Origin of the sequence: Carboxylicivirga longa, from assembly GCF_050589825.1 — a bacterium.
Classification (GTDB): Bacteria; Bacteroidota; Bacteroidia; order Bacteroidales; family Marinilabiliaceae; genus Carboxylicivirga; species Carboxylicivirga longa.
In genome coordinates, this window is record NZ_JBNGOZ010000003.1 from 24,883 (window position 1) to 51,360 (window position 26,478).

Annotated in this window: 12 protein-coding genes and 1 tRNA gene; 10 read left to right on the forward strand and 3 right to left on the reverse strand. The window is 38.9% G+C overall.

The genetic code is table 11. The annotated features are described in order from the left end of the window. Positions 1 to 62: 62 nt before the first annotated feature. From ACRD7A_RS03330 to ACRD7A_RS03360, 7 genes are all read left to right on the forward strand, one after another. Positions 63 to 2,267 (forward strand): sulfatase-like hydrolase/transferase, encoded by a 2,205-nt coding sequence (locus ACRD7A_RS03330; RefSeq protein WP_430810876.1) that lies wholly within the window; start codon positions 63 to 65, stop codon positions 2,265 to 2,267. A gap of 12 nt (positions 2,268 to 2,279) precedes the next feature. Further along, positions 2,280 to 4,997 (forward strand): sulfatase-like hydrolase/transferase, encoded by a 2,718-nt coding sequence (locus ACRD7A_RS03335; protein WP_430810877.1) that lies wholly within the window; start codon positions 2,280 to 2,282, stop codon positions 4,995 to 4,997. 51 nt (positions 4,998 to 5,048) lie between these two features. Further along, on the forward strand, positions 5,049 to 5,972 hold the full coding sequence (locus ACRD7A_RS03340; protein WP_430810878.1) for an alpha/beta hydrolase: 924 nt from the start codon (positions 5,049 to 5,051) through the stop codon (positions 5,970 to 5,972). A gap of 82 nt (positions 5,973 to 6,054) precedes the next feature. Next, positions 6,055 to 7,446: a sulfatase-like hydrolase/transferase gene (locus ACRD7A_RS03345; RefSeq protein WP_430810879.1), complete on the forward strand. Its 1,392-nt coding sequence runs from the start codon at positions 6,055 to 6,057 to the stop codon at positions 7,444 to 7,446. A gap of 29 nt (positions 7,447 to 7,475) precedes the next feature. Further along, a complete protein-coding gene (locus ACRD7A_RS03350) occupies positions 7,476 to 7,931 on the forward strand; it encodes a DUF4625 domain-containing protein (RefSeq protein WP_430810880.1) in 456 nt (151 codons plus the stop codon). Between the two features lie 361 nt (positions 7,932 to 8,292). After that, positions 8,293 to 10,617: a T9SS type A sorting domain-containing protein gene (locus tag ACRD7A_RS03355; protein ID WP_430810881.1), complete on the forward strand. Its 2,325-nt coding sequence runs from the start codon at positions 8,293 to 8,295 to the stop codon at positions 10,615 to 10,617. A gap of 68 nt (positions 10,618 to 10,685) precedes the next feature. Next, positions 10,686 to 14,732: a hybrid sensor histidine kinase/response regulator gene (locus ACRD7A_RS03360; RefSeq protein ID WP_430810882.1), complete on the forward strand. Its 4,047-nt coding sequence runs from the start codon at positions 10,686 to 10,688 to the stop codon at positions 14,730 to 14,732. A 75-nt stretch (positions 14,733 to 14,807) separates the two neighbouring features. On the opposite strand, the gene ACRD7A_RS03365 is transcribed toward ACRD7A_RS03360, so the two are convergent. Continuing rightward, a complete protein-coding gene (locus tag ACRD7A_RS03365; RefSeq protein ID WP_430810883.1) occupies positions 14,808 to 16,244 on the reverse strand; it encodes a choice-of-anchor Q domain-containing protein in 1,437 nt (478 codons plus the stop codon). Positions 16,245 to 16,631: 387 nt separating this feature from the next. On the opposite strand from ACRD7A_RS03365, the gene ACRD7A_RS03370 reads away from it, so the two are divergent. The 3 genes from ACRD7A_RS03370 (at position 16,632) to ACRD7A_RS03380 (ending at position 23,779) form a co-directional block, all read left to right on the forward strand. Continuing rightward, entirely contained in the window at positions 16,632 to 18,125 is a 1,494-nt protein-coding gene (locus tag ACRD7A_RS03370; protein WP_430810884.1) for a hypothetical protein, read from the forward strand. Positions 18,126 to 18,130: 5 nt separating this feature from the next. After that, the gene (galB, locus tag ACRD7A_RS03375; protein ID WP_430810885.1) at positions 18,131 to 20,605 is read left to right on the forward strand and encodes a beta-galactosidase GalB; all 2,475 of its coding nucleotides are present in this window, start codon (positions 18,131 to 18,133) and stop codon (positions 20,603 to 20,605) included. 72 nt (positions 20,606 to 20,677) lie between these two features. Continuing rightward, positions 20,678 to 23,779, forward strand: a complete 3,102-nt coding sequence (locus ACRD7A_RS03380; protein WP_430810886.1) for a glycoside hydrolase family 2 TIM barrel-domain containing protein — start codon at positions 20,678 to 20,680, stop codon at positions 23,777 to 23,779. A gap of 764 nt (positions 23,780 to 24,543) precedes the next feature. On the opposite strand, the gene ACRD7A_RS03385 is transcribed toward ACRD7A_RS03380, so the two are convergent. Beyond that, positions 24,544 to 25,740 carry a site-specific integrase gene (locus ACRD7A_RS03385; protein ID WP_430810887.1) on the reverse strand — a complete coding sequence of 399 codons (1,197 nt, stop codon included), beginning with the start codon at positions 25,738 to 25,740 and terminating at the stop codon, positions 24,544 to 24,546. Between the two features lie 287 nt (positions 25,741 to 26,027). Beyond that, positions 26,028 to 26,101 (reverse strand) — tRNA-Arg (locus ACRD7A_RS03390). Positions 26,102 to 26,478 lie beyond the last annotated feature (377 nt).

Sequence of the window (26,478 nt, forward strand, 5' to 3'; positions counted from 1 at the left end):
AATCAAATATCACTTTCAGGTATATTCAAGAATTTTATCAGATAGAATTATAACGTTATAACATGATGTGTAGCCTAAGTAAATATGTGAAGAATAGTCATATTCTGGTGTTTTGTATGTTGTGCTTTTCAGGAATAGCAACTATAAAGGCACAGACGAAACCCAATGTAATAGTCATAATGGCCGACGATCTGGGCTATGCCGATGTGGGTTTTAATGGCTCTACCGAAATTCCTACGCCAAATATCGATCGTATTGCGGATAACGGTATAACATTTACCAGTGGTTATACAACGTATTCAGTGTGTGGTCCAAGCAGGGCCGGTTTTATTACCGGCCGTTATCAGCAGCGTTTTGGTTTTGAACGAAACCCGTTATATCGTACTGATGATCCGTTTATGGGCTTACCTCTTGATGAAATGACCATTGCCGAATCGGTCTCACAAGTGGGCTATAAATCCGGTGTTATTGGCAAATGGCATTTGGGGGCTCATATTTCCAATCACCCGCTCAATCGTGGATTCGATGAGTTCTATGGCCATCTGGGTGGTGGGCACAGGTATTTTCCTGAAGACCTGACCATTGAGGATAGTTATGCTGCAAAAAATGAGGACCAAAGCTATTTGACATGGATCCTTAGGAATCATACACCGGAAAAAACAGATGAATACATAACGGATGAATTTTCCAATGAAGCCGTTGAGTTTGTGTCGCGTCACAAGGATCATCCTTTTTTTCTGTTTCTTTCATATAACGCTCCGCACTCACCAATGCAGGCGAAAGATGAAGATCTGGCGTTGTTTCCATCACTTACCGATAAGCGTCAAATCTATGCAGCCATGGTTCATGCGGTTGACAGGGGTGTAGGGAAATTACTAGATAAGTTACAAGAGTTAAATATAGAAGATAATACCATTGTTTTTTTCTTGTCGGATAATGGTGGCCCAGAAAGTAAAAATGCCTCAGATAACGGTATTCTTCGTGGAGGCAAAAGCGATGTGTTTGAAGGAGGCTACCGTGTGCCTTTTGCCATGCAATGGACTGGTGAGATTGATGGTGGTGTAACGTATGATTTCCCGGTATCATCGCTCGATATTTTCGCCACTTTATCAGCACTGTCAGAATCACCAGTTAATCCTGATAAACCACTGGATGGTGTTAACCTGATCCCATATCTGAATGGCGAGGAAAGCGGAAGACCCCATGAAACAATTCATATCCGTAAGTTTGATCAGGATCGTCATGCCGTGCGTTACGGTGATATGAAATACATACGGTTTATGGCTGAAAGTCCTAATCCAAGGTTATACAATTTGAATACCAATATCAGTGAAAGCGATGCAGATGGACAGAATCTATACTGGAATGCTGATTATAAGCATCAGCGAGATGAATTACAAGCAATTCAAGCCGAATGGGAAGAGGGTTTAATTCACCCACGTTTTCTAGGTTTGGTACACGATGAGCTGGTGTGGGCAACGGAAGTGAACTTGTCTAGTGAGAATATTGAACTTAATAGCAATGATACATACCAGCTCGAGGCTTCCATCTTGCCCAATGATGCCTTTAATGATGTGATCGAATGGAACAGTAATAACCCTTCTGTGGTTTCGGTGGATGACAGCGGTATGGTCACAGCCCTTAGTGAGGGGTATGCCATTGTTACGGCAAGGGTTGTAGATCGTCGACAAGTATTTAAGCAATGTGTTGTTAAAGTTGGTAGTCCGGATGAAGCGAGTACCATCACGCTGTCCGACAATGTGCTCACATTAACCACCGGCAAACCTGCCCGCTTAACAGCAGAAGTTAATTCATCCAGCAGTAGTTACGCCATCGAATGGAGCAGCAATAATATGGCTGTTGCAACGGTCGATGAGCATGGACATGTGCTAACACATCGGCAGGGGCAGGCAATTATAACAGCTAAGGTGACAGGCAGTCCAAACATATCTGCTGAGTGTGAGATTAATGTTGAAGACTACCAGGAAGGTACCGGAATTTTTGATAATGATTTGGTGCAGGCTGATTTCTTCTCTGTTTATCCTAATCCAGTGGTGAACGGACAGGCCACTATTTTATTTAAAATGAATGAACCCAAAGCCTATATAAAGCTTTATGATGTTTCCGGACAGTTGGCTAAGGAAAAGACTCTGGAAGGAGTCCGTCAACATATGTTGAATGTGAGCGGCTTAGCGAATGGCTTGTACTTTATCAATATGAATACAGATAAAATGGTGCAGACAAAAAAAATACTGGTCAGGAACTAAAATTAATATAAGATGTTAAGAGGCGTATTTATACTTTTATTGGGACTGATTTGTCTGGGCGGTAATGCACAGGAAAGGATGAATGCCGTGCTAATTGTTCTGGACGATATGAACGACTATATTGGCGTAATGGGAGGTCATCCCCAGGCCAAAACACCCAATATCGACCAATTGGCCAATGAAGGTGTGTTCTTTTCCAATGCCCATGCTAATGCTCCAATTTGTGCACCGTCAAGAGCCAGTTTTTTATCGGGTTTGTATCCTTCAACAACAGGTAATTTTGGATTTGCCCGTATTGCCGATAATGAGGTTTTGAGCAATTCCAAGTTCATTATGGAGTATGCTGCTGAAAACGGCTATGAAACTTATAGTACCGGCAAAATATTTCATCGAAGCGGGGATGATCCATCAAAAGTAAAGGGAGAGAAACAAGACCAGGGACCTTATGCGTGGGATGGAACCAATGCCATTGGTCACCCGTCAGTACCGGAACCATTTCGGAATGTAGGTTTATTAAACGGGTCGTTTGCCCCGCTCTCAGATGTGCCACCGGGAGGATGGCGTAATAATATAACGGCCAACTCAGCTTTTAATTATATATCGGCTGATGAACGTGATAAGATGTGTGATGAAAAGAGTGCTGATTTTGTAAAGCTATGGATTGATGAACATGAAACATTAAAAGCTCAGGGCAGTGATAAACCTTTTTTTATGGCTTATGGAGGTGTGAAACCGCATACACCCCACGTGGTCCCTCAACGTTTTTTTGATATGTATCCTTTGGATAAAGTTATGATACCGGAGATATTAAAGAATGATTTAAAGGATACTTACGGTCATCATTATAGTGCTTCCGGCTTTAACGACTATGATTCCCTGCTGGTATCTTACGCTACAGCAGAAGAGGGACTACGACGTTATGTGCAAAGCAAATTAGCCTGTATCGCTTTTGCCGACAGTTTGGTTGGGGTAGTTCATAATGTCATAAAGAACAGCTCCTTTGCCAATAATACAACCATCATATTGTGTGGTGACAATGGTTTCCATATGGGAGAAAAGTGTCGATTGGCAAAAAATACTTTGTGGGAAGAAAGTACACGCATTCCATTTATACTTAAAGCCCCTGGTTTTAACTCTTCGGCAGGTACAGTTGTTACTCATCCCATAGGCTTGATTGATATTTATCCCACCTTTAAAGACTTATGTAACTGGAGTGGAGAAACAAAAAAAAACACTAACGGAGCTGAACTGGATGGTCATAGTCTGAGAACATTTTTGGAAAATCCTAATACAATGACTTGGTCAGGTCCGAATGTCGCCTTAGAATCGGTTTTTAACCCTGCAAGTGAAGAAATTGGAAAACAAAATTATGCCGTTCGTTCAAAAGATTACCGTTATATTCTTTACCCTTCAGGAGATGAGGAACTATACGATCTGTCGACTGATAAGAATGAATGGAACAATGTCATTTTTGATGAGACATATGCCGCAATAGCGCAAGAACTGCGTGAGCAATTAAAAGCGCTTGTGCCAGAAGTAAGCTTTGAGAAAACAAGTGCGATACCATATCTCTTTTACGATAACTTTGAAAGTTATCGTGAAGGAGATGACTTGCTAAGCAAAGGTTATCAGCAAAAAAACGGAGAAGCTACCACAACAACTTTGGCGCTTGAAGAAGAAAACCAATTTGCATTAAATGTGTCAGTTAATGGGAGTGCAATCAGTATGCGTAAAAACGTTAAAGATCTGACACCTGGCAAAGTTTATTTTTTTGAAGCATCAACACGAACGGAAACCAGTGTAACAGCCGGTTCGTGGGAAGCCGTTACACCAAATACCATTACTGGGCATCAGTGTGTTGATTGGCATACTTTTTCTGTGCCATTAAGGCCCAACAAGGATTCCTGGGCAGAAGGTGTGGCCATGAATTTATTTATAGGTTCCGCACAGAATAAGCCCTTAGCCGTTGACAGTTTTGCTTTTTATGCAGCCGACCTTGTGATTAAGACTAATGATTTTAATGAAAATGAATTAATCGCCGGGAATGATTATCAATTTGAATCGATGGTTATTCCTGCAAGGGAATCGTATTCGTGGTCGCTTATTGAGGGGACGGGTTCCGCCAGTATCGATACAAAAGGATTGTTGACAGCCAAAGCTGCCGGGACTGTAAAAATTATTGCAACTATGAATAACTATCCGTCGGTGAATTGTACAACAGAGGTTGTTATATGGAATGATGCGATTAATCCAACACTAACAATTTCTGAGATTAATGAAGAACTGTTGGTTGATGTGCCCATTCAATTATCTGCCAGTCTTAATCCGGAAATTGATATACCTGTTTTATGGAGTGTTGATGATGAAAGTAAGGCCATTATCAACCAAACAACGGGTTTGTTAATTCCAATTGATTATGCTACGATTACGATTACAGCAAGCTTGTACAAACATCAGGATGTATTTACCAGTGTGCAACTGGATATTAAAGAAAATACCTCTGTTAAAGACCTAAAGGCATCCTATTTTAAGATTTATCCCAATCCATCTAAAGGCATTTTTTATATCGATGGTGATGGAATTGAGCCACGATACCAAGTGTATAACTCAATGGGGAGGATGGTTAAAGACTCATCTGGTTCCATCCTGAATTTAAGTGGTTTTGCCAATGGAGTTTACTATTTAGTCATCGACAGAAACAATGTTGAAAAGATTATATTAAGCAAATAGCAGGTTGGTAGTCATGTTGTTTTCTATAAATTTGAGCAAATTACAAATGCTATGAAACCATTAGTATTATTCTGTTTTATGACTTTAATGCACTTTACTGTGGCTAGTTCTCAGCTTGTTAATATATGGGAACCCAATCAGATACCGAACTATCAGGATAAAAAGGGTGAAGAACGAGTTCCGGAAAGGGATATTCTTTTTATTGAAAATGTTCAAAAGCCAAGTTTAGAAATCTTTGTTCCATCTAAGAAAAATGCCATTGGAATGGCAGTGTTAATTTGTCCGGGTGGGGGTTATGCAGGTGTTGCTTATGATTGGGAAGGAAGCGATTATGCAAAGTGGTTTAATAGCCAGGGAATTGCGGCCTTTGTTTTAAAATACAGAATGCCACAGGCCGAATCCGTTATTACATCTTATTTGGCACCAATACAAGATGCTCAGCGTGCTATCAGGTTTTTAAGGTATAATGCAGACAGTTTTAATATTGATAAAAACAAAATTGGGGTAATTGGTTCTTCTGCCGGAGGACATTTAGCTTCTACTTTAGCTACACATTTAAATGAAGCCTACTATGAACCGATAGATGTGATTGATCAGGAATCAGTGCATCCAAACTTTATGATGCTTATTTACCCTGTCATTAGTATGAAGGAAGGCGTGACACACAAGGGTTCAAGAAATAGTTTATTAGGGAAAAATCCGTCGGATGCATTGGTGTTACAATTCTCGAATGAATTAAGAGTCACCCCTGCAACACCTGTAACCTTTATAGTTCATTCGGGCAATGATAAGGCTGTACCTGTTGAAAATAGTATTAGAATGTATCAGGCTTTGCTTAAAAATGATGTAAACACTACCATGCACATTTTTCCCAATGGTGGTCACGGATATAGTATGGGCATAAACACGATAAACACGCCAGACTGGACAGAACTTGCAAAGCAGTGGCTTTCATCTATTGAAACAGTGTTATAAATGTGATAATATTTGCTCGCTATCTGTTATTGTACCATTAAAGTTTTGGTGATATTTCGATTTCAATAATAACTAGATACAAATGAACAAATTTGCTTTACTTTCCTGTTTATTATTGGGTTTGTTGGCGTGTAAAACGGAAAAAACGACAAGCAAGCAACAGCCCAATTTAATAATGATCATGACCGATGATATGGGTTATGCCGATGTTGGCTTTAATGGTTGTACCGATATTCCAACGCCCAATATAGATAAAATAGCTGATCAAGGCGTTCGTTTCACTCAGGGCTATGTTACGTTTCCGGTGTGTGGTCCAAGTCGGGCTGGTTTTTTAACGGGGCGTTACCAGGATCGCTTCGGATTTACAACCAACCCTTCAATTGATCCAAATAATCCTATTTCCGGCTTGCCTGTGGAAGAAGAAACCATGGCTCAGGTATTGCGCAAAGCCGGTTATAAAAACGCCATAGTAGGTAAGTGGCATATGGGTACACATCCAAATTTTCATCCACTTGAAAGAGGATTTGATTATTTCTATGGTTTTCTATCGGGTGGGCACAATTACTTCCACGATGAACTGTATCTGAATGACCTCTCGGAAGTGACAAAAAAATGGGAGTGGTATCGAACTAAGATCATTGAAAACAGAGAAAAGGTTGAAACGGACGATTACCTGACGGATGAGTTGAGCGATGCAGCGGTCAATTTTATCAATCAAAAAGTAGATAAAAGCGAGCACTTTATGCTTTACCTGGCCTATAATGCACCGCATACTCCTTTGCAAGCCACAGAAAAGTACCTGTCACGCTTTCCAAATATCGAGGATAAAAAGCGAAAAACATACGCTGCTATGGTCAGTGCCGTTGACGATGGCGTTGGTAGGGTTTTAAAAGCATTGCAAGACGGAGGCATTAATGATAATACCATTGTGGTATTTCTCTCAGATAATGGTGGCGCACACAATAATGCATCTGATAACGGACCTTTGCGAGGATTAAAAGGTGACTTGTTTGAGGGTGGCATTCGTGTGCCTTTTGCCATGCGTTGGCCTGCTGTTATTCGTGCTGGTCAAACTTATGACAAAGCCATTTCTTCAATGGATGTTATGGCAACCATTGTTGCACAAAACAACATTGAAATAAGCGCTGAGCGCCCTTTGGATGGTGTTGATTTAATTCCCTATTTGACGGGTGAATCAAAAGAGGAACCGCATGATTATCTATTCTGGCGCAAGTGGGAGCAAAATGCCATGGCTATACGTCAGGGAATGAATAAACTGGTAGCTAATAATAATCAGGATAACAATGCGCCAGAATTGTACAATATAGAGAATGAATTAAATGAGCAGACGAATATAAAAGCCGAAAATGAAGAATTATCAAATCATCTTCTGGAAGAATGGGAAAAGTGGAATGCACAATTGAAAGATCGTGTTTTTCCGACACTTGGGGGTGATGAATGGTGGATAGATTAACGCAAAAATAAATATTAGAACCTACTATTATGAAAAATATTTTGAAAGTCAGTGTATTCTTATTGGTAATGTTAATTGCAGTAGGATGCGGTGGCAGCGGTAGCAAAGTGGAACCGGAGCCAAAGGATGTTATGAATCCTGAAATGACAATAACAAAACCTGTGGAAGGGGCCACTGTAATAAAGGGAAATAGTCTGGATTTATCTGGTACTTTTACTGATGATATGGAACTAGAAGGTCTAACCATAACTTTGAGCTTTAATCAGACTAAATCATCAAATGGTATAACAGATCCATGGGAACCAGTCAATAATCCGGAGCTAATTGCTTTAACTGGAAAGGAAGACGAAGTAACCAACCACCAATTGTTTGAAGAATATATTCCTGCCGATTGTAAAGGCGGTCAATACCTTTTGACTCTTGAATTAAAAGATAAGGCAGGAAAGTCAATAAGCAAGCAAATCAATATAGTTATTGAAGGATAATTGTAACATAACAGGGTAAACTGGCAACTGGGGAAACTTGGTTGCCAGTTTTATTTTAGAGTTGTTTTTAATTGAAATAGCGCTTAAAGACCCCTGTAAAATAATTCATCTACCTGATCTATTCTCCTTGTAACTATCAAATACTAATTCTGTTTTTATACGCAACGAAAATTGCAATATGAATCGAATTTGATTGAATATAACTTCTGAATAATAATGTATGTTTGTGTCTTAGTATTTGTAAATGTGATGATTGGGTTTGTTTAGTGGGCTCGATGTTTGCATATATTTGCTAATCGTTGTCAGATATGTGTTAATGTGTATTGTTGGAGATGGATATTTTTGTGACAAAACATATAAGATGATGAAAGGTATATTCATATTGGCAGGCTTAACTTTTTATTTAGCCTTAACAGCCCAAACAGTGGTATGGCAAGCCCAAGCCGAAGATGGAACATTGAGCGGAGCAACTGAGGTTGTTGAAGGCTGTGCCAATGCGTCGGGTGGTTTCTTTGTTAAGTTGTCCAATAAAGCCAGTAATACCGTTAGTTTTAATAATATTGAGCTAAGCAAAGCAGGTAACTACAAACTATCGGTTTATCATTTTAATGCTAGTCCTGTGGATCTAGTAATAGAGGTGAATGGTAATTCGCTGGGAACAAAAGGGTTTCCGGCGGGTGTCTGGTGTTATCAGGGGAGTGCCATCGAAACAGTTTTTGATGTAGAGCTTTCGGTGGGTACAAATTCCATATTGCTCAGGCCCGAGGAAAGTCTTGGCTCGCCACTGCTTGACAGGTTAGTGCTCATTGATGAGTCAGGCGACTTTAAGCCACAGAAGTACTATGTTAGTAGCTCTTCGGGAAACGACACTAATGCAGGAACATCACCTGAAGCTCCATGGGCCAGTCTGGCACGAGCCAGTGATCAACTCCTAAATCCGGGTGATTCGGTTCTGTTTAAATCCGGGGATACTTTTATCGGTCAGTTGCAAATCAGTCGCTCCGGAACAAAGGACATGCCTTTGTATTTTGGAAAATATGGTGAAGGAGATTTGCCAGTCCTGGATGGTGCATTAGCCGAAGGTGGTGCACATCTAGCGACGGTTGCAATCACCAATCATGATAATATTGAATTGGCGTTTCTCGAAATTACCAATGATCGTCAGACCTCTCGTGCCGGTGTGTCTGATAACCTGGCCTATGGTATTGATGTTCAGAATACAGGTCCTGATACGCTACGAAATTATCATTTTCATGATCTGACCGTTCGTGATATTTTTGCGCCAACTACAGAAAATCAGGATTTTAACGCTATAAAAGTTTCGGCTATTAACTTTTTTACAAGCAAAAATACGGAAGTAGGTAAAGAACGTAATATTCAGGATGTTTTGGTTGAGAATTGTTATATAGCCCGCACTACCCGTTTAGGCATAAAAACCGGTCATGCCGGAGGAGATGAAGGTGTAGGGAATGATTCTATCAACCGAAATATGAACCTGGTGTTTCGCAACAATCATTTCTACCAAACAGGCGGAACTTGTATTCTTCCTACCAAAACCTATAACTGCCTAATTGAACACAATATTTTTGAAGAGCCAGGGTCAGATGCCGATCCACGCATGGCCAACCGGGGGAGTAGTGTTTGGTTCTTCAGTAGTCGCAATGGTATCTCTCAATATAACAAATGCTATAGTGTTCGTGGCTATGCCGATTCCTATAGTCAACACATCGATTTTGGAAATCGCAATATTATTATGCAGTACAATTATAGCGAGGATAGTGAAGGTGGATTTGTTGAGATACTGGGCGACAATGTGAATTCAACCTATCGTTTTAATGTGAGTGTGAATGATGGTTTTCGAGATTTTAAAGGGAATACCTTATGGGTATCGGCTTATGCCGGTAAAGATCGTGACATTTTATCTGATAGTAGCTTTATCTATAATAATTCGGTATATGTGGATGCGGCCATTACACCGGATATCTCCTTTGTAGGAAAAAACATATTCGTTTATAATAATATTTTTCAAGCTACCGGAGCTGCTACTATCGGACAGGAGGTAACAATGGAAATTGAGCCAGGCAGCCAGTTGTACATGTCAAATAACCTATATTACGGCAACATTACCAGTACATTTAAAAATTATGATAGTAGTCCTGTAAATGGCAATCCATTATATGTGAATGGAGGTGGTTTAACAAGTGAAGACTATAGAGTTACTGATGATAGTCCGGCTATTAATGCAGGGAAACAATTTCCTGAACCTGTTTTTCCAATGGCCGGTAAGGGAATTTTCAAGGATATTGCAATCACACCCAATGTAGATATGTTTGGCAATCCGGTTGGCGTATCAGATTCAGTACCCAATATAGGTGCCGATAATCGAAATAATTCCTATGTGGGCATACATGATCTTGAGTTAGTTTTAGAAGAGTCGATGACTATCTATCCCAATCCTGTAGAGGATCAGGTGATGGTAACTGTGCATGGTGTAAAAAAAGGAAAAGTATCGCTTGTTTTGTCTGATATAAAAGGAACCTTGTTACAGCAAAAAGAAATGGATATAAACCCTAATTTTAACCAATTGAAGATGACTATTGATCCTGATTTGCGCAATGGAATTTATATCTTAAGTATCGAGGAAAAAGGTAAGTATGTCAGTAAAAAAGTAGTGATCTACCGATAAGATGACCCAATAGCCACCAACCTGACTTTTTAAGTTCAATTATCTTTTAAAAATGGTATTTTTGAATTATGAGTAAAGGGAAAAAGTGTTTTTACATAGTAAGTTTAGGCTTATTACTTATAGGTTTTTTATCTAAAGCCAATGAAAATGTTCGCTTCGAACACTTGGTTTTGCCACCTGGCATTAATTCTACCGTAAAATGCCTGATAGAAGATTCAGAAGGTTTTATGTGGTTTGGCACTTCCAACGGATTGGCCATGTATGATGCCTATTACCTAAGGCAGGTTGATTTAGTATCTGATGGAATACCAGGGTCATTTGGCTCCATAAATGCTCTGGCTGAAGATAAGATGCAGCAAATATGGATTGGTACTGAAAATGGTGTTTTTATATACAATAAAACCACAGAAACTTCAAAACGAATTGATGATGAATACCTAAGGGGAGTTCAGTGTCGCACTATCCATATTGGATCGAATGATGAGATTTTTATCGGCACAGCAGTTGGTTTTTTTATTTACGATCACGAAGGGAGGTATCAGGAGCGTTATCTTCACCAGGCCGAAATGGGAAGTGGTTTAAGTCATAATATGGTACGTTGCTTTTATGAAGATAAAGATCAGCGTATATGGATCGGAACCTTTGATGGATTGAATTGCCTGGACAGGAAGAAGAAAGAAGTAAAGAAATACAGATTGCAGCCTGAATCAAGTTTAAAAAATAACAACTTGATCTTAAGTATTCAACCGCATTATCAGGATTCGGATAGTATATTATTGGTTGGAACCGAAACAGGTTTATGTGTTTTCAATACTGTAACTGGTGACTATTCAAACTTCCGGCATGTTAAAGGCAAAAATTCCCTTAGTAATGATGTGATCAAGTCAATCTGCGTAGATGGAGCTAATGTGTGGATGGGAACTGATCTGGGCCTGAATCTGTTTAATACAACTGAAGAGCGGTTTTATAATTATTTCCACGACTATAGAAATACCTTTTCAATAGCAAATAACGTCATTCACCAGGTATTTGTTGATCGACAGAAAAACCTATGGCTGGCAACTGACAATGGAATTGATAAGATGTACCTGCGCAGTAGTAAGGTGTTGCTCAATAGGTTTTATGAGTCGTCGAAAGTACTGGAAGGAGAATTAAATGTCACAGGCTTATGTGGCACAAGGAATGGAGATGTATGGTTAGCCACCAGGGAAGGTTTGATTCAGTATAATAAAGAACATAATGAATATCAAAAATACTTGCCTCCCAAATTACTACACAATAAAATTAGTGATGTGCTTTGTGACAATAACGGGATGTTTTGGATATCAACTCCAGGAGGTTTAAATACTTATGATAGTCGAATAGCTGACTTTAAAAGTTATGAGGCTGATGTTTATAATGATTACGCGCTAAAAACAAATTATATTCATGTTCTTGCTCAAAGTAGTTCCGCAATATGGATCGGTTCATACGATAAAGGTCTGCATAAGGTGGTAAAAGATGGGAAAGGGCAACTGAAATTCCATAATTTCCGTCACGAGTCTGACAACAGAAACTCTATCAATTCGGACAGGGTAACTGATGTAATTGCAGATCAAAAAGATAATATATGGATATCAACTAGTAAGGGACTTAATAAAATAGATGAATTAAGAGGTGTAGTTGAACGTTTAAATGTTATCCCTAATGCGAATAATCAGTATGTAGGTGATTTGTTTATTGATAAAAGTAATACACTATGGATTGCTACATATCACGGTTTGTTTTATACTGACACCGATGAGGTAAGGTTCAAAAAAGTTGAAGAGATTACCTTTGATATTCAATCTGTAGCAGTTGTGGGATCAGGAGTTTACTTGGTTTCAAATAATGTCTTCTACTTCTTTGATCTATCAAGTCGCGAACTTTTGCGCATTCCCAATGCAGATTTAGGCCTTAGATCAATTTTAAATGTAGAAATCCTCGAGGATGATAAACTTGTCCTTTATGGGAAAGAGGGATTTGTGACTTTCAATATGAATGATGTTGAAATTGACACAAATATCCCTAAAGTCAACTGGACCAACTTCTCAATACTAAGTGAAGATATTAAACCTTTCAGAATGCGTGATGACCGATACGTGATCAATCGTCGTATCAATGAAATGGAGAATATTGAGCTGAAATACAGTGAGAATACATTCCGTTTAGATTTTTCTTCATTGCAATATAGCCATGGTAAAGATTGTAGTTATATGTATTTGCTGGATGGTTATGATAAAGAATGGCGAACGACCTTGCCAAACCAGGCCTATGTGTCATATACACAGGTGCGCCCAGGTAAATACACTTTGAAAGTAAAAGCATCAAATAAATATGGATTATTCAATGATGAATGGCGTGAAATAGCTATTAGGATCAAACCTCCTTTATACTTGTCTTTGTGGGCAATAATATTCTATGTTGTTGTTCTAGTTATGTTGTTTGTCATATCCAGGAAGTTGCTTATAGCTAGGGAAAAAGCGAACAGTGATATTCGATTCCAAACGATGCAGCGCCAAAAAAGTGAAGAACTGGTAGAAATAAAAACACGATTTTTTACCAATATCTCACATGAACTAAAAACGCCACTAACACTTATCAGTAGCCCGGTAGATGACTTGTTAGCATCGGAGCCTGATGAACCGATCAAATCGTCATTAATGTTGGTTAAGCGAAATACCGACAGGCTTAAGAATCTGGTCAACCAAATACTTGATATTCGTAAGATAGAAAGGGGTGGAGAGAAGTTATCCGTTCAAGAGTACGATATTATTCGTTTTTGCGATCGTGTTATTGGTCAATTTAAAGAGGAAGCTGAGCGGCGCAATATGCTGCTGCAATACAATACCAGCGAATCATCATTAATGATGTGGTTCGATATGGAGAAACTGGAAAAAGTATTGGTCAATTTACTTTCCAATGCCTTTAAGTTTACGCCTGATGGCGGATTTATCCGAATTGAAGTGAAGGATGCAAGGAAGCTGGCAGGCAAATTGAATGAAGTGCAGATCGCCATCACCGATGATGGCTGTGGCATCAGTAAACATGCTCAATCTGATGTTTTTGATCGATTCAATACTCAGGCTTCACCTAATTACAGTAATCAACAAGGTACAGGTATTGGTTTGTCACTGGTAAAAGAGTATGTTACTATGCACGGTGGACAAATCAAGCTTGAAAGTGAACCGGATAATGGCAGTTGTTTTACTTTTTCCATTCCTTTCGATAGAAATAAGTTTGATAAGTATGAAGAGCAAATTGAGTTAATAGAAGCAGAAGCGGAAGAGGTTGAAACTAAACAGAACGCCTCCGAAGAGATCGCTAAAGTTAACCTGGAGCAGGAAAGTGGAAAAATACTTATCCTTGTGATTGAGGATGATAATGATATGCGCGAGTATATTATTTCCGGTTTAAAGAAGCAATATAAGGTAATCTCGGCCGAAAATGGTGTGCAAGGCCATAAGCTGGCATTAAAAGAGGTGCCCGACATCATTATTTCTGATTGGATGATGCCCCAGATGAATGGCATTGAATTGTGCAATAAGGTTAAAAATGACCTCAGAACTTGCCATATTCCACTTATCTTGTTAACAGCAAAAGGTGGATTGGAAAGTCAAACTGAAGGTATTGAAACAGGTGCAGATGACTATATTCAAAAGCCATTCAGTATGGCCTATTTGCAGGTACGCATCAAGAATCTGTGGCAACAGCGAGAACGACTTAAGAAGGTCTATCAAAAGCAAACCAACCTGGAGCCTTCAGAGGTAACAGTAACATCGTTGGATGAAAAATTCCTGTCAGATCTGATGAACTTGCTCGAGAAAGATATGGATAACCCTGAACTCAATGTTAAAACAATGAGTGAAATGATGGGAATGAGTCACACTAATCTTTATCGTAAAATTAAGGCGCTGACAGGACAAACTGCTACAGAATTTATTCGTACCATCAGACTGAAAAGAGCAGCCCAGCTTCTTAAAGCAGGTCAGTTAAATGTGAGTGAAGTGATGTATATGGTTGGTTTTTCGCACCGTTCCTATTTTACACAAAGCTTCAAAGCCATGTATGGCGTATCGCCAAAAGAATATAAGTAAACACAACTATTAGTGCCCAAAAAAAGTCCTGAATGTATTACATCCAGGACTTTCTTGTTTTAACTTTTCAGGCTTTTATCTAATAAGCATTTTACGAGTGCAGGTTTGTCCATTGGCAATAAGCTTAACCAATACGATGCCTTTTATATCAGATGGTAATACAATGCTGTTTGTTCCGGCAACCAATTGGCTCGAATAGAGTTTTTGGCCACTTAATGCAAACACTTCAAGCAGACTGTTGTCTGAATTGGCGATTTTTACTTTAAATGCACCATTATTTGGATTAGGAGTTATCGATACTTCCATTGCTTCTCTTTGAACAGTTGTTGCAGTCGTATATTCAAAGGAGCCCATATCCGGTGCGCTACCACGGCTTGTGCCCAATATATCCGTTGATACAGCAGTTGTGGCATCAGCAGCATCAATAGCAACACTACCTGCTAGCAACGGTAAGGTGTAAACGCCATTTGCACCTTTTCTAAATGTGCCAAAGCTAATGGCGGCTTCTGTGGCGCTTTCTCCGGCGATGCAGTCTGTTCCAATTGCAGTTGCATAGGCATTAGAGATGATATTGTGATGATTGATGCCTCTTTCGGTTATTTCAAATACCTTTGAATCTGTTCCACCAATATCAAGACCTGTTCCCCATTTATTTTCTAGTGAATTAAACAGGATAGAGTTGGTGAGGGTAAGTGATTTCCCTTTTATAAAACGAATACCTACAGCCATTGGGTTATTTGCCGGATTTATAATTTTCGTATAAGCCAGCGTTGAGCTGTTCATTGTAATTGTGCCCCTAGTGGCATCTGCATTTTCAGAAAAGATAGCGGCTCCCTGATCCTTGTTTGAGCCGGTTACAGAATTGTTGTAAATAACAGAATTACTGATCGTGATATCATTGAGCTGGGTATCATTAGAAGATTGTCCAAATATAGCAGCACCTTTTAAACCACCAGATACGTTATTGGCAATGCAACTGTTGGTGATGTTTATGCTGCCCCATGATATAATAGCTCCACCATTTGCACCCGAATAACAATTTAATAGGTTACAGTGATCAATGGTGATCGATTGCCCTGCATATACGGCAATAGCTCCACCTGCCGTGGTACTGTTTCCATATCTGAGAGTCATGTTTTTAATAGTTACTTCGGCTGATGCTCCAAGACTTATTATTCGCTTATTTGATTCTGCACCTGTACCAATATAATCAGGTTCGTTAGCCTGAGCCTGAATGATCACAGCATTGGCATCGTTATCCACACCTTTAATGGTAATGCTTTTATTAATCAAGATATTAGGGTGTGTATATGTACCGGCAGCCACTTTTATCAGATCATTATCCGATGACTGATCAACTGCGTGGTAGATAGTGGCAAAAGCTGAGGATTCGCTTTGACCGTCATTACCATTGTCTCCACTTGCACCATTAACATACCACGTTGTTTGGGCAAGTGAAACGGTGCTTGCTGCAAAAAAAAGAGATAGGAGTAAAAGTTGAAATTGTTTCATAAAGATTGAATTAAGTTAAACTAATTAAATTTTTTGAGTGATCGTAAATATGCGATCGTATACTTTAAAAATAACTAACTATCAGAAGATAGGTGTTTTGTATGTTGCTTATAATTAGCGTATAATGCAATTGAGTAACACAAATACGACAAGATGTAACACATATATAGCATGATGCCTATGTGTTATTAATAGACCTTTATATGAAAAGCTAAACAATAGCAAGTCTGTATGTTTGTTTCTACAGAATTTTTTTAAAAGTATGAAGAAGACCTTAGTGAATAAACATTGGATTGAGGCATTGATTGTCATCCTGCTAATCGGAGGCATGATTTTTTTGCTGCGCATCTTATTCAAGGTGTATTTATAACCGTCTAAATTGTTATTATGAATGATAATAAGATATATTCCTTTACCTATATTAGTTTCATATTGATACTCATATTAGCTATTGTGGCTTGTAGGGAAGGTAATAATAATGTGAGCTTAACACCCGACACAACGGAAACGATTTACGATATTCTGGTGGATGCCAATTTACCAAAGGGTAGAGTCAGCCCACTCCTCATGGGATTTGGAACGATCTATTCATTTGAGAAGGATGAGATGTGGCAGAATGGACAAGGTATGATGCCAAGCATGTTAAAGCGTTTTAATACCGGAATTCTACGTTATCCTGGTGGGGCCCTGGTTAACCGTTATCACTGGAATAACTTAAACGGGGAAGGATGGAAAGATAACTGGAATCCAAACTACGATACCGCCAATGATAAGGATCCGCGTGAGTATATGGATGTTGATGAGTACATGATGAATGTGCAGGCAATTGATGCAGAACCAATGCTCGGAATCAATATGGGATCAGGTTTGAAATATGACCGTGTGCAGGATGGTATTGATGAAGCTGTGGCTTTAGTAAAGTATTGTGAAGAACATGGCTATGCTGTCAGGTACTGGTATCTGGATAATGAACCTTATCATGATGGAGCCAACTATAAGATGACGGCCGCAGAATATGCCGAACAGATCAATTTGTATGTGCCTGCGATGAAAGCAATAAATCCTGATATTGAAATTATAGTAAATTGGAAACATAATATTACAAGTGAGAATAATTCGCTGATTACTTTGATTGAAGCAGCCGGCAAACATATCGATATAGTAGAAGTTCACTGGTACTGGCAATGGGGTGAATCAAGTTTTAATCTATGGAAAGATAACAGCCCTATGAGTACTAAAAACAAATGGTATAATGGCGGCTCTTATGCTGATGAAATAATGGCATTTAAACCGTTAATGAACTCATTGGGATATCCTCACATCAAGCTGGCAAGTAATGAATGGAATATTGGTCCTTCAGCATCTGAAGCCTCACATCCATCTAAATTTGAATCCGCGTTAATGCAATCAGAAATGTTTTCGCAATACATAGATGCAGGTATGCACATGGCTTGCTTTTGGGGTGCATACTGGCCACTTGCAGAACAAGGAACAAATACTGTGAATCGATATTTGCTTGACCCAACTGATGATTATAGTCAGAATCCTTCAGTTACCATGTTTGAATTGTTTGCCGATGCCATGGGAAGGGAACAGGTTGAATGCCGTTCAATGATCAGTGATGTTTATGACATCGCAATTCGTGATGATGTCAATGACCAATTGATCATTTATGTCCTGAACAAAAAGGATTCAGGGGAATCGCTGTCGACAGGTATTAAAATAAAGGGCTATGAGATAGGAGCCGTCAATGCGACATCTTTTGTAGATACGATGATGTCAGAAAGCCATCTGGCAGGAACCGATGTCAAGGTGGAAGACGATCGTTTAATTCTGCATTTGCCTAAAAACTCCCTAACTAAAATCGTTGTAAAAAGATAATAAACATGCGTTATATAAGTTTATTCATAATATGTTTGCTGGTCACCGTATTCCATTCGTGCTCATCACCTCAGGTTCGTTCGAGAGAATCGTTTAATGAAGATTGGTTGTTTTGCAAAGGCGAAACAGGTCAGGAGCATCAGTGTAAATTTAATGATGCCCATTGGCGAAAGCTGAGTTTACCTCATGATTGGGCCATAGAAGGGCCTTTTGATGAGTCAAATGATGCACGTACCGGGGGATTACCCGTATACGGAACTGCTTGGTATCGCAAGCATTTCATTGTTGACAAAGCGGAGCAAGGTAACTGTGTAACCATCGAATTTGATGGCGTTATGAACAATGCAGAAGTGTATCTGAATGGACACAAAGTTGGCGAACGGCCATTTGGATATATTGGATTTGAAGTCGATTTGACACCCCACATCAAGTTCGGAGAAGAAAATATATTGTCAGTGCGTGTTAATCCAGAAGAGTTATCGGCACGCTGGTATCCGGGAGCTGGCATCTACCGGAATACTTGGCTCGAGATAAAACATCCAGTTCATGTGGCTCATTGGGGTACTTATATCACAACACCACAAATCAATGAGGATGAAGCATTACTTAATGTACAAACTACGATTGAAAATAAGCAACTCTTAAAAGGTAAGTTCTCCATAGAGACATTGGTAATTGATACTTTGGGACATAACGTGGCATATAGTAAAGGCAATGTTGTGTTCGAGGGGGCCAGGCAAGCAGAGGTTAACCAGCAATTGGTTGTTAAAAAACCACAACGATGGCATTTGGATAATCCTTATCTTTATAAGGTTCAGACCAAGCTTAAGAAAGACGGTGCTTATATCGATAGTTATGAAAGTACTTTTGGAATTAGAACGATTGAATATACAAAGGAAAATGGGTTTCTACTGAATGGTAAACAAGTGCAGTTTAAAGGCGTTTGCATGCATCACGATTTAGGCCCTTTGGGAGCAGCGGTTAATTACAGGGCCACAGAACGTCAACTGGAAATTATGAAAGGCCTAGGTGTCAATGCCATTCGAACGGCCCATAATCCGCCATCGCCTGAACAATTAGAGTTGTGTGATAAGATGGGTATACTGGTTCAGGTAGAAGCTTTTGATGAATGGAAAGCCGGAAAAGTAGAAAATGGATATAATAAGTATTGGGATGATTGGCATGAGAGAGACCTGCGGGATATGATAAAACGCGATCGTAACCATCCCTCAGTAGTGATGTGGAGCATTGGTAATGAGATAAAAGAGCAGCGAAAAAAGAACGGGGGAAAATTGGCTAAACACCTGGTTAATATCTGTCATGATGAAGATCCTACACGTCCTGTGACCGCAGGTCTTAGTCAGTATCCACACTGTATTACAAACGGATTGGCCGATGCTGTTGATGTGGTTGGCTTAAATTATAAGCCTACTCAGTATACGAATGTTCTCCAGTATAATCCAAATTTTATTGTGTATGGTTCTGAGACTTCCTCTGTAGTGAGTTCGAGAGGTGTTTATCATTTACCAATTGAAAACTATGAAAAGCATGAGTCGTTACAAGTAACCAGTTATGATATTGTAAGTCCACCATGGGCTTATCCGCCAGATTTTGAGACTAATGCTCAGGAAACGATGTCACACTCATTGGGGGAATTTGTATGGACAGGATTTGATTACCTGGGCGAGCCAACTCCTTATAATGGCAAAGACAATATGACACACGGCAAATGGACTGGGGATTGGCCATCGCGCAGTTCCTACTTTGGTATTGTTGACCTATGTGGCTTTCCAAAGGATCGCTACTATTACTACCAAAGTATCTGGACTGAGAAACCAATGGTGCATATTCTGCCACACTGGAACTGGGAAGATTCACCTCACAAAGCAATACCGGTGTACTGTTATACCAATTGTGATGAAGCTGAACTGTTTTTAAATGGTAAGTCACTTGGTAAAAAAGTGATGGGAGAAGATAAAACCACCATCCCTGCGGATTTCGTGTGGTGGAAAAAGCCGGAAACAACATGGGATTCGCCTTACCGTTTGAATTGGAATGTTGCCTATGAGCCGGGCCAACTAAAAGTTGTGGCATACAATAATGGGAAAGCAGTAGCTGAAAAAATAATTGTTACAGCTGGTGAACCATACCAAATAAAGCTGCTTCCTGATAGAAATACAATTAAAGCCGACGGGTATGACTTATCATTTATTACTGTTCGGGTTGAAGATGAGAATGGTAATTTATGCCCGTTAGCTGATAATATGGTTAGATTTGATGTGGAAGGTCCAGCATGTATTGCTGCGGTAGGAAATGGAAATGCTGCCACTACAGAACCGTTTCAGGCTGATCATCGCAAAGCGTTTAATGGTTTATGTATGTTGATTATTAAAAGTAAAGCTGGCGAGGGTGGGCTTGTTAACATTAAAGCTACCGCAGAAAAATTAAGTGCAGCTCAAATCACTATTGAGGTTGAGTAGTTATTCAGTATGTTTCATTTCAAATGTTTATCCACGATGCTCAAGGAAACCTATCTAATAATTCTGTTCTGTATGTTTTGTTTTCCTGTTATTGGGCAAAACGACTGGGAGAATGAACAGGTAACCCAAATAAATAAATTGGCACCTCGTTCTACGCTGTTTTATAACGACACATCAGATGATGTGGAATCCTTAAACGGACAATGGGATTTTGCATGGTATAGTGATGTTTCGCAAGTACCGGGCAATGCGATTCCAGATAAATGGAATTCAATTGAAGTTCCTGGAGCCTGGCAGATGCAAGGATATGGCAAGCCGATTTATACCAATATTACCTATCCTTTTGATGCGAATCCACCGTATATCAGTGGTGCGAACGGAAATCCGGTGGGAATTTACCAACGTGAGATTGCAATGAAGCAATTTAATGAAAATAAGGTTTACACCATCCGTTTTGAGAGTGTGTCTTCGGCTTTTTATCTGTGGGTTAATGATCAGAAAGTTGGTTACAGCCAGGATAGCTGGTCACCAGCCGAGTTTGATATTAGCTCCTATCTGAAGGAAGGTAATAACACCATCCGCATGCAAGTATTTCGCTGGTGCGACGGTAGTTACCTCGAGGATCAGGATGGGTGGCGTATGTCTGGTATATTCAGAGATGTCTACCTGATAACAAAGCCAAAGGTCCATCTGTATGATTATCTTATTACTACACCACAACTTGAAAATGGTGAAACTGCAATTGATATTCAGGTAGAAGTAGCGAACAGAGACAAGGAAAACGTGAATAATTATACACTTAGTTATGTACTTAAGGATGCCGCAGGAAATGTTCTGATAGATGCTGATCGATCAGTAGGCTTAAACAATAATAATGATAAGTGGAATGTATCAATTCAGGAATCAGTTAAGCATGTAAACCAATGGTCGCATGAGTCACCTTATCTGTATACACTGCATCTACAGCTGAAAAGAAATAATCTGGAAATTGATCGGATCTCTACAAAGGTAGGTTTCCGTCAAATAGATTTCTCGGATAAAAATGAACTGTTACTCAATGGAAAGCCACTAATCATAAAAGGAGTAAATATTGTTGAACATGATCCTGTTTACGGCAAGTATATTCCTGAGCAACGGATCGAAAAAACCGTTAAGCTTTTAAAACAAAATAATATAAACACCGTTCGTACCGCACATTATCCGGCTTCACCATATTTTTATAAACTTTGCGATGAGTATGGCATATTAGTGATTGATGAAGCTAATGTAGAATCACACGGCATGAAATATGGAGCCAATTCACCGGCTAAGCATGCCAATTGGGAAAAAGCTCATGTTGAGCGGATGGAAGCCATGGTGCACCGCGATAAAAACCACCCGTGTGTTATTATGTGGTCCTTTGGGAATGAGGCCGGTAATGGTGTTAATATGGTGGCCATGCAAAAACGTACCAAAGAAATAGATATATCACGTCCAACTCATTACCATTCGAGTGAAGAACCTATTTCTTATGACACCTATGGAGGAGGCATCTGGAAAGGAGGTAAGAAACATAGCTTTGGTCGCTATCAGTCTGTTGAGGATATGATTCGTATTGGTGAAATGGAATTGGATAAGCCATTTTTACTGAATGAGTATGCCCATGCAATGGGCAATAGTGTTGGCAATTTGCCAGAATATATTGATGTATTTGAAAAGTATCCCCATATAATCGGTGGATGCATTTGGGATTGGGCAGATCAGGGCATAACAAAACATATTGATGGTACTTATGGTAATCAAATCAAAGATGTGGAGGAAGCGCACAAGGCCTGTTTGCAACCAGAAAGCGACTACTATTGGGCTTATGGGGGCGATTTTGGCGATACACCTAATGATGGTAACTTCTGTATGAATGGCATTATGATGTCAGATCTAACGCCTACTCCTAAAACAATAGAAGTAAAAAAGGTATATCAGAACATTGCATTCAAATTATTAGACAGTAAAAAAGGCTTCCTGGAACTATGTAATAAATTTCATGTGACGGACTTATCAAATTTTTCCTTTGAATGGCAGTTATTAAGGAATGGTTATCCCGTGAATAATGGAAACATGGATGTGAATTTGGCTGGTTTAGAAAAGGGGGTGTTTAAGATGCACAATTGGAATAATATCGAAGATGCTGATGCTGAATACGTACTACAGGTTAAAGCCTTTACTAAAAATAACTCACTATGGGCTAATGCAGGGCATCTGGTAGCTTGGGAAGAGTTCGTTATACAGCCAGCAAAATTGAACTTACCCGTACCTCAGCTCAGTCAAAAGCTCATGCTGAAGAAGCGCAATGAGCATTATATTGATATTTTCTTTCAGGATGGTCAATTGGTCTTCGATAAAGCGAAAGGGGAAATCATTCAGTTAACTAAAAATGAGAAAGTTATGATTGATGGAGCTTGTGCCATCTCATTCGCACGGGCATACATTGATAATGATAAGATTAAAAAGATGCGTTCGCAGTGGGATGCCATTGATCTCCTGAATCTTAAAATTGAAGTCTTATCATGTGATGTAAGACATACCAAAACTATGGTTTTGATTGAGGTAGCCAAAAGGCACAAGGCGAAGAATAATCATAGTGGATTTCACACTATTGAAAAGATAACTGTGTATTCTAATGGAACAGTTGATATCAATCTTGAAGTAGACTATTTTGGTGAGATTAAGCCTTTTACTTTACCTCGTATTGGCTATGAGGTGCAATTACCTGCCGATATCACCGAAAGTACGTGGTATGGAAAAGGGCCTGGCAGCTCATATAAGGACCGAAATGCCGGAATGCAGTTGGGTATTTATTCAGCCAATGTAGATGAGCACTTTGTTAATTACGCTCGTCCGCAGGAAAATGGTAATAAATCAGGTATAAGGTGGGTTGAAGCCAAAACCAAAACTTCCGAAGGATTAGCAGTCAAATCAAAAATGCCATTTAATTTTTCAATGCGCAGGTATACGACAAAAGAGTTAGATGATGCTTCACATCCATACGAGCTTAAAAGTAATCCGTTTACTATTTTAAATATTGATTTTGAACACGGAGCACTCGGTAATGGAAGTTGTGGACCAATCCCAATGAAAAAATACTTTACAAATGTGGATGGTGGAAACTTTTATTTGCGTTTAGAGCCGTTGGATTAGCCTGTTAGTTCTCAAGGATTCGAAGGAGCGACGAAATTAGCCACTTTAAAGTCATGTATCTAAGAACGTTTTGAACATCTTATTGCTATTGAGATAATTTTCATGGCGTTTTAAAGCTAAGTTGGTAAACATTTAAATGCTTGGTTTTAGATGGAGCGCATCACCACCGTTCATTCTACATAGCCAAGCTGTTCTTGCCAATTCAACAGAAAGACGGGTTAGGTGGCTGAGGCCTAATAAAGTATTTTAAGCCATAGCCTTTGATATCGCAATCGCAAAGATATGACGGGCGGTGTGATTAGCAAAAGCGACGCCTGATGCTCAATGGATGAGCATGATGTCCTAAGAAGGCGGGTGAAACACAGCTGTATTTCACATTGTCTATAAGCCATTTGATTATTCTTTGACGATTTATGGAAATACAGTCAAGTTTTACACCTTTAGAGGGCATGCCCATCCATTGTAATACGCTGCCAGTCGCTTCCTTTTGCAAATGACACCAACCCTGTTTAATAGGTGGCTTAAGCGATATCAAATACCTCAATCCATATCAGAGAGAAAGTTATTACCAGGTTTAGTCGGGTTCGATTTAAGTTTTATTTCTGAGATTGAAACTGGGCTAATACAATGGTTAAATTAATCTCTTACGAAGTGGATGCAAGATGTGTTTTTAGGTACCTAAAAACGAAATGCTTGCTCTACGAGAGTCAATGAAAAACCTCGCCATTTGTTCCCCAAATAACGAGGTGAAAATCCAAACAATTTTAAAGCAGTGTTTTCAGTTTTTTCATATCCTGACTGATTTTAGAATCAATAATTTTCCCATATATCTGAGTAGTTTTTAATGAGGTGTGACCTAACATCTTACTTACGGTTTCAATAGGTACTCCATTGGCTAACGTAATCGAAGTAGCAAATGTATGTCGAGCCACATGCATAGTCAATTGTTTCTTTATTTGGCAGATATCAGCAATTTCTTTTAGATATGAATTCATCTTTTGGTTAGAGTTGATTGGCAATAATTTACCTTTCTGATTGCTTACTGGATGATTTTGATATTTATCTATAATAGCTTTAGCTTTTGGCAGTATTGGGATGCGACAACGTGTACCTGTTTTAATTCTGTCAACAACTATCCATAACTCACCATCATCACCTGAAATTAGGTTGCTCTTTGACAAGCTCGCAATATCAGAATAAGAAAGCCCAGTGTAACAAGCGAATATAAAAATATCTCGAACGACACTAATGCGTTCAATATCAAATATTTTTGTTTCTAAGGTATTAATCTCTTGTAGGGAAAGATAATCTCGTTTGCCTTTATAATGTTTAATTTTAAAGTTTGAATAGGGATTCTTATCCAATTGATTCATCGCCACTGCATCATTTAAAATTTTCCGTAATTGCTTGTGGTATTTGCTAACAGAATGATCGCTTACGTGATGCTTTACTTTTAGGTATGTATCAAAAGCGTTCAAAAAATTGTAGTCAATTTTGTGCAAGGGGATGTCATCTTGATACTTGGTTTCTTTGAGAAACAATTGTAGTCTTTTTAAGGTCGTTTTGTAGTGTTTATATGTACCGTTTGCATAGCCAAAACCGACTTTCTTTTCTATTGTTTGTATAACCAACTTAAATACATCTAATAGATAGTAATAACTAGAACCAATTAGATGTTCTTTTATAGTAGAAATGTCAAAATCATCGCCGAGAGCTTCTAGTTTATAATATACCTCATGAACTTTTGAGGTTATTCTATTGAGCTGCTTATTCAATAATCTCGCATCGGGATGTTTACCAATTACAAGCTGTCCATCTTTATCCCAAAATTCAGCCTTAATAAAAATGCCTGTTGAAAGTTCAATTCTTTGACCAGATAAGGTGGCTCTTATATATAATGGGTGAGAGCCATCTTTCTTTTGTTTGGATGTCTTTAAAAGGAAGTTTGTTGTAATTCTCATAACACACAGTTTTAAAAGTTAAAAAATTCTGTGTCCTGATGGTCTCTAAGTTATGTAGGTGAATTACTATTTCAAAACCTAAAGAGTATCAAAACACACCAATTTAAATTTCAAAATATCAGAATGTTACAATTTGCCGAGACCTATTTTGTCGGATTTGGAATGGGTCTCGATTTAGTCTCGATTGATACCTTATTTTATGCTATTTTTTGACATTTAGAGAAAAACAAAAAGCGCTTAAAATATTGATTTTAAGCGCTTTTTACTGTTTTTGAATATCTTAAAAGTGATCCCGGCGGGATTCGAACCCACGACCCACAGCTTAGAAGGCTGTTGCTCTATCCAACTGAGCTACGGGACCATTTCTTAGTGCTTTTCCTTAAAAGCGATGCAAAGATAGTTGTTCAACTCGGTTATTCAAATAAAAAATGCCCTTTTTTCTTGTGCTGGATTCCTTTCAAGGGCTCTGAGATGGGCTAAATCGCATATGTTCAGGAGGAAGAAGTGAATATTTTTTTTCGCAGGAATTTGCATCAGGAAGCGTCATATGCTTGTTCAACATGATTATGTTATTAGCTATGTTCGTTTGTGAACAATATTTATTGTAAATTGAGACTTGTTATTGGGCAGCATGTTGGCAAGTGATGCAATAGTGTTCGAATTTGAACATATTGTATCAGAATCGAACACTATCAATAAGCTTTTAAATATTTAAAAGTCTATTGTTTAATGAAATAA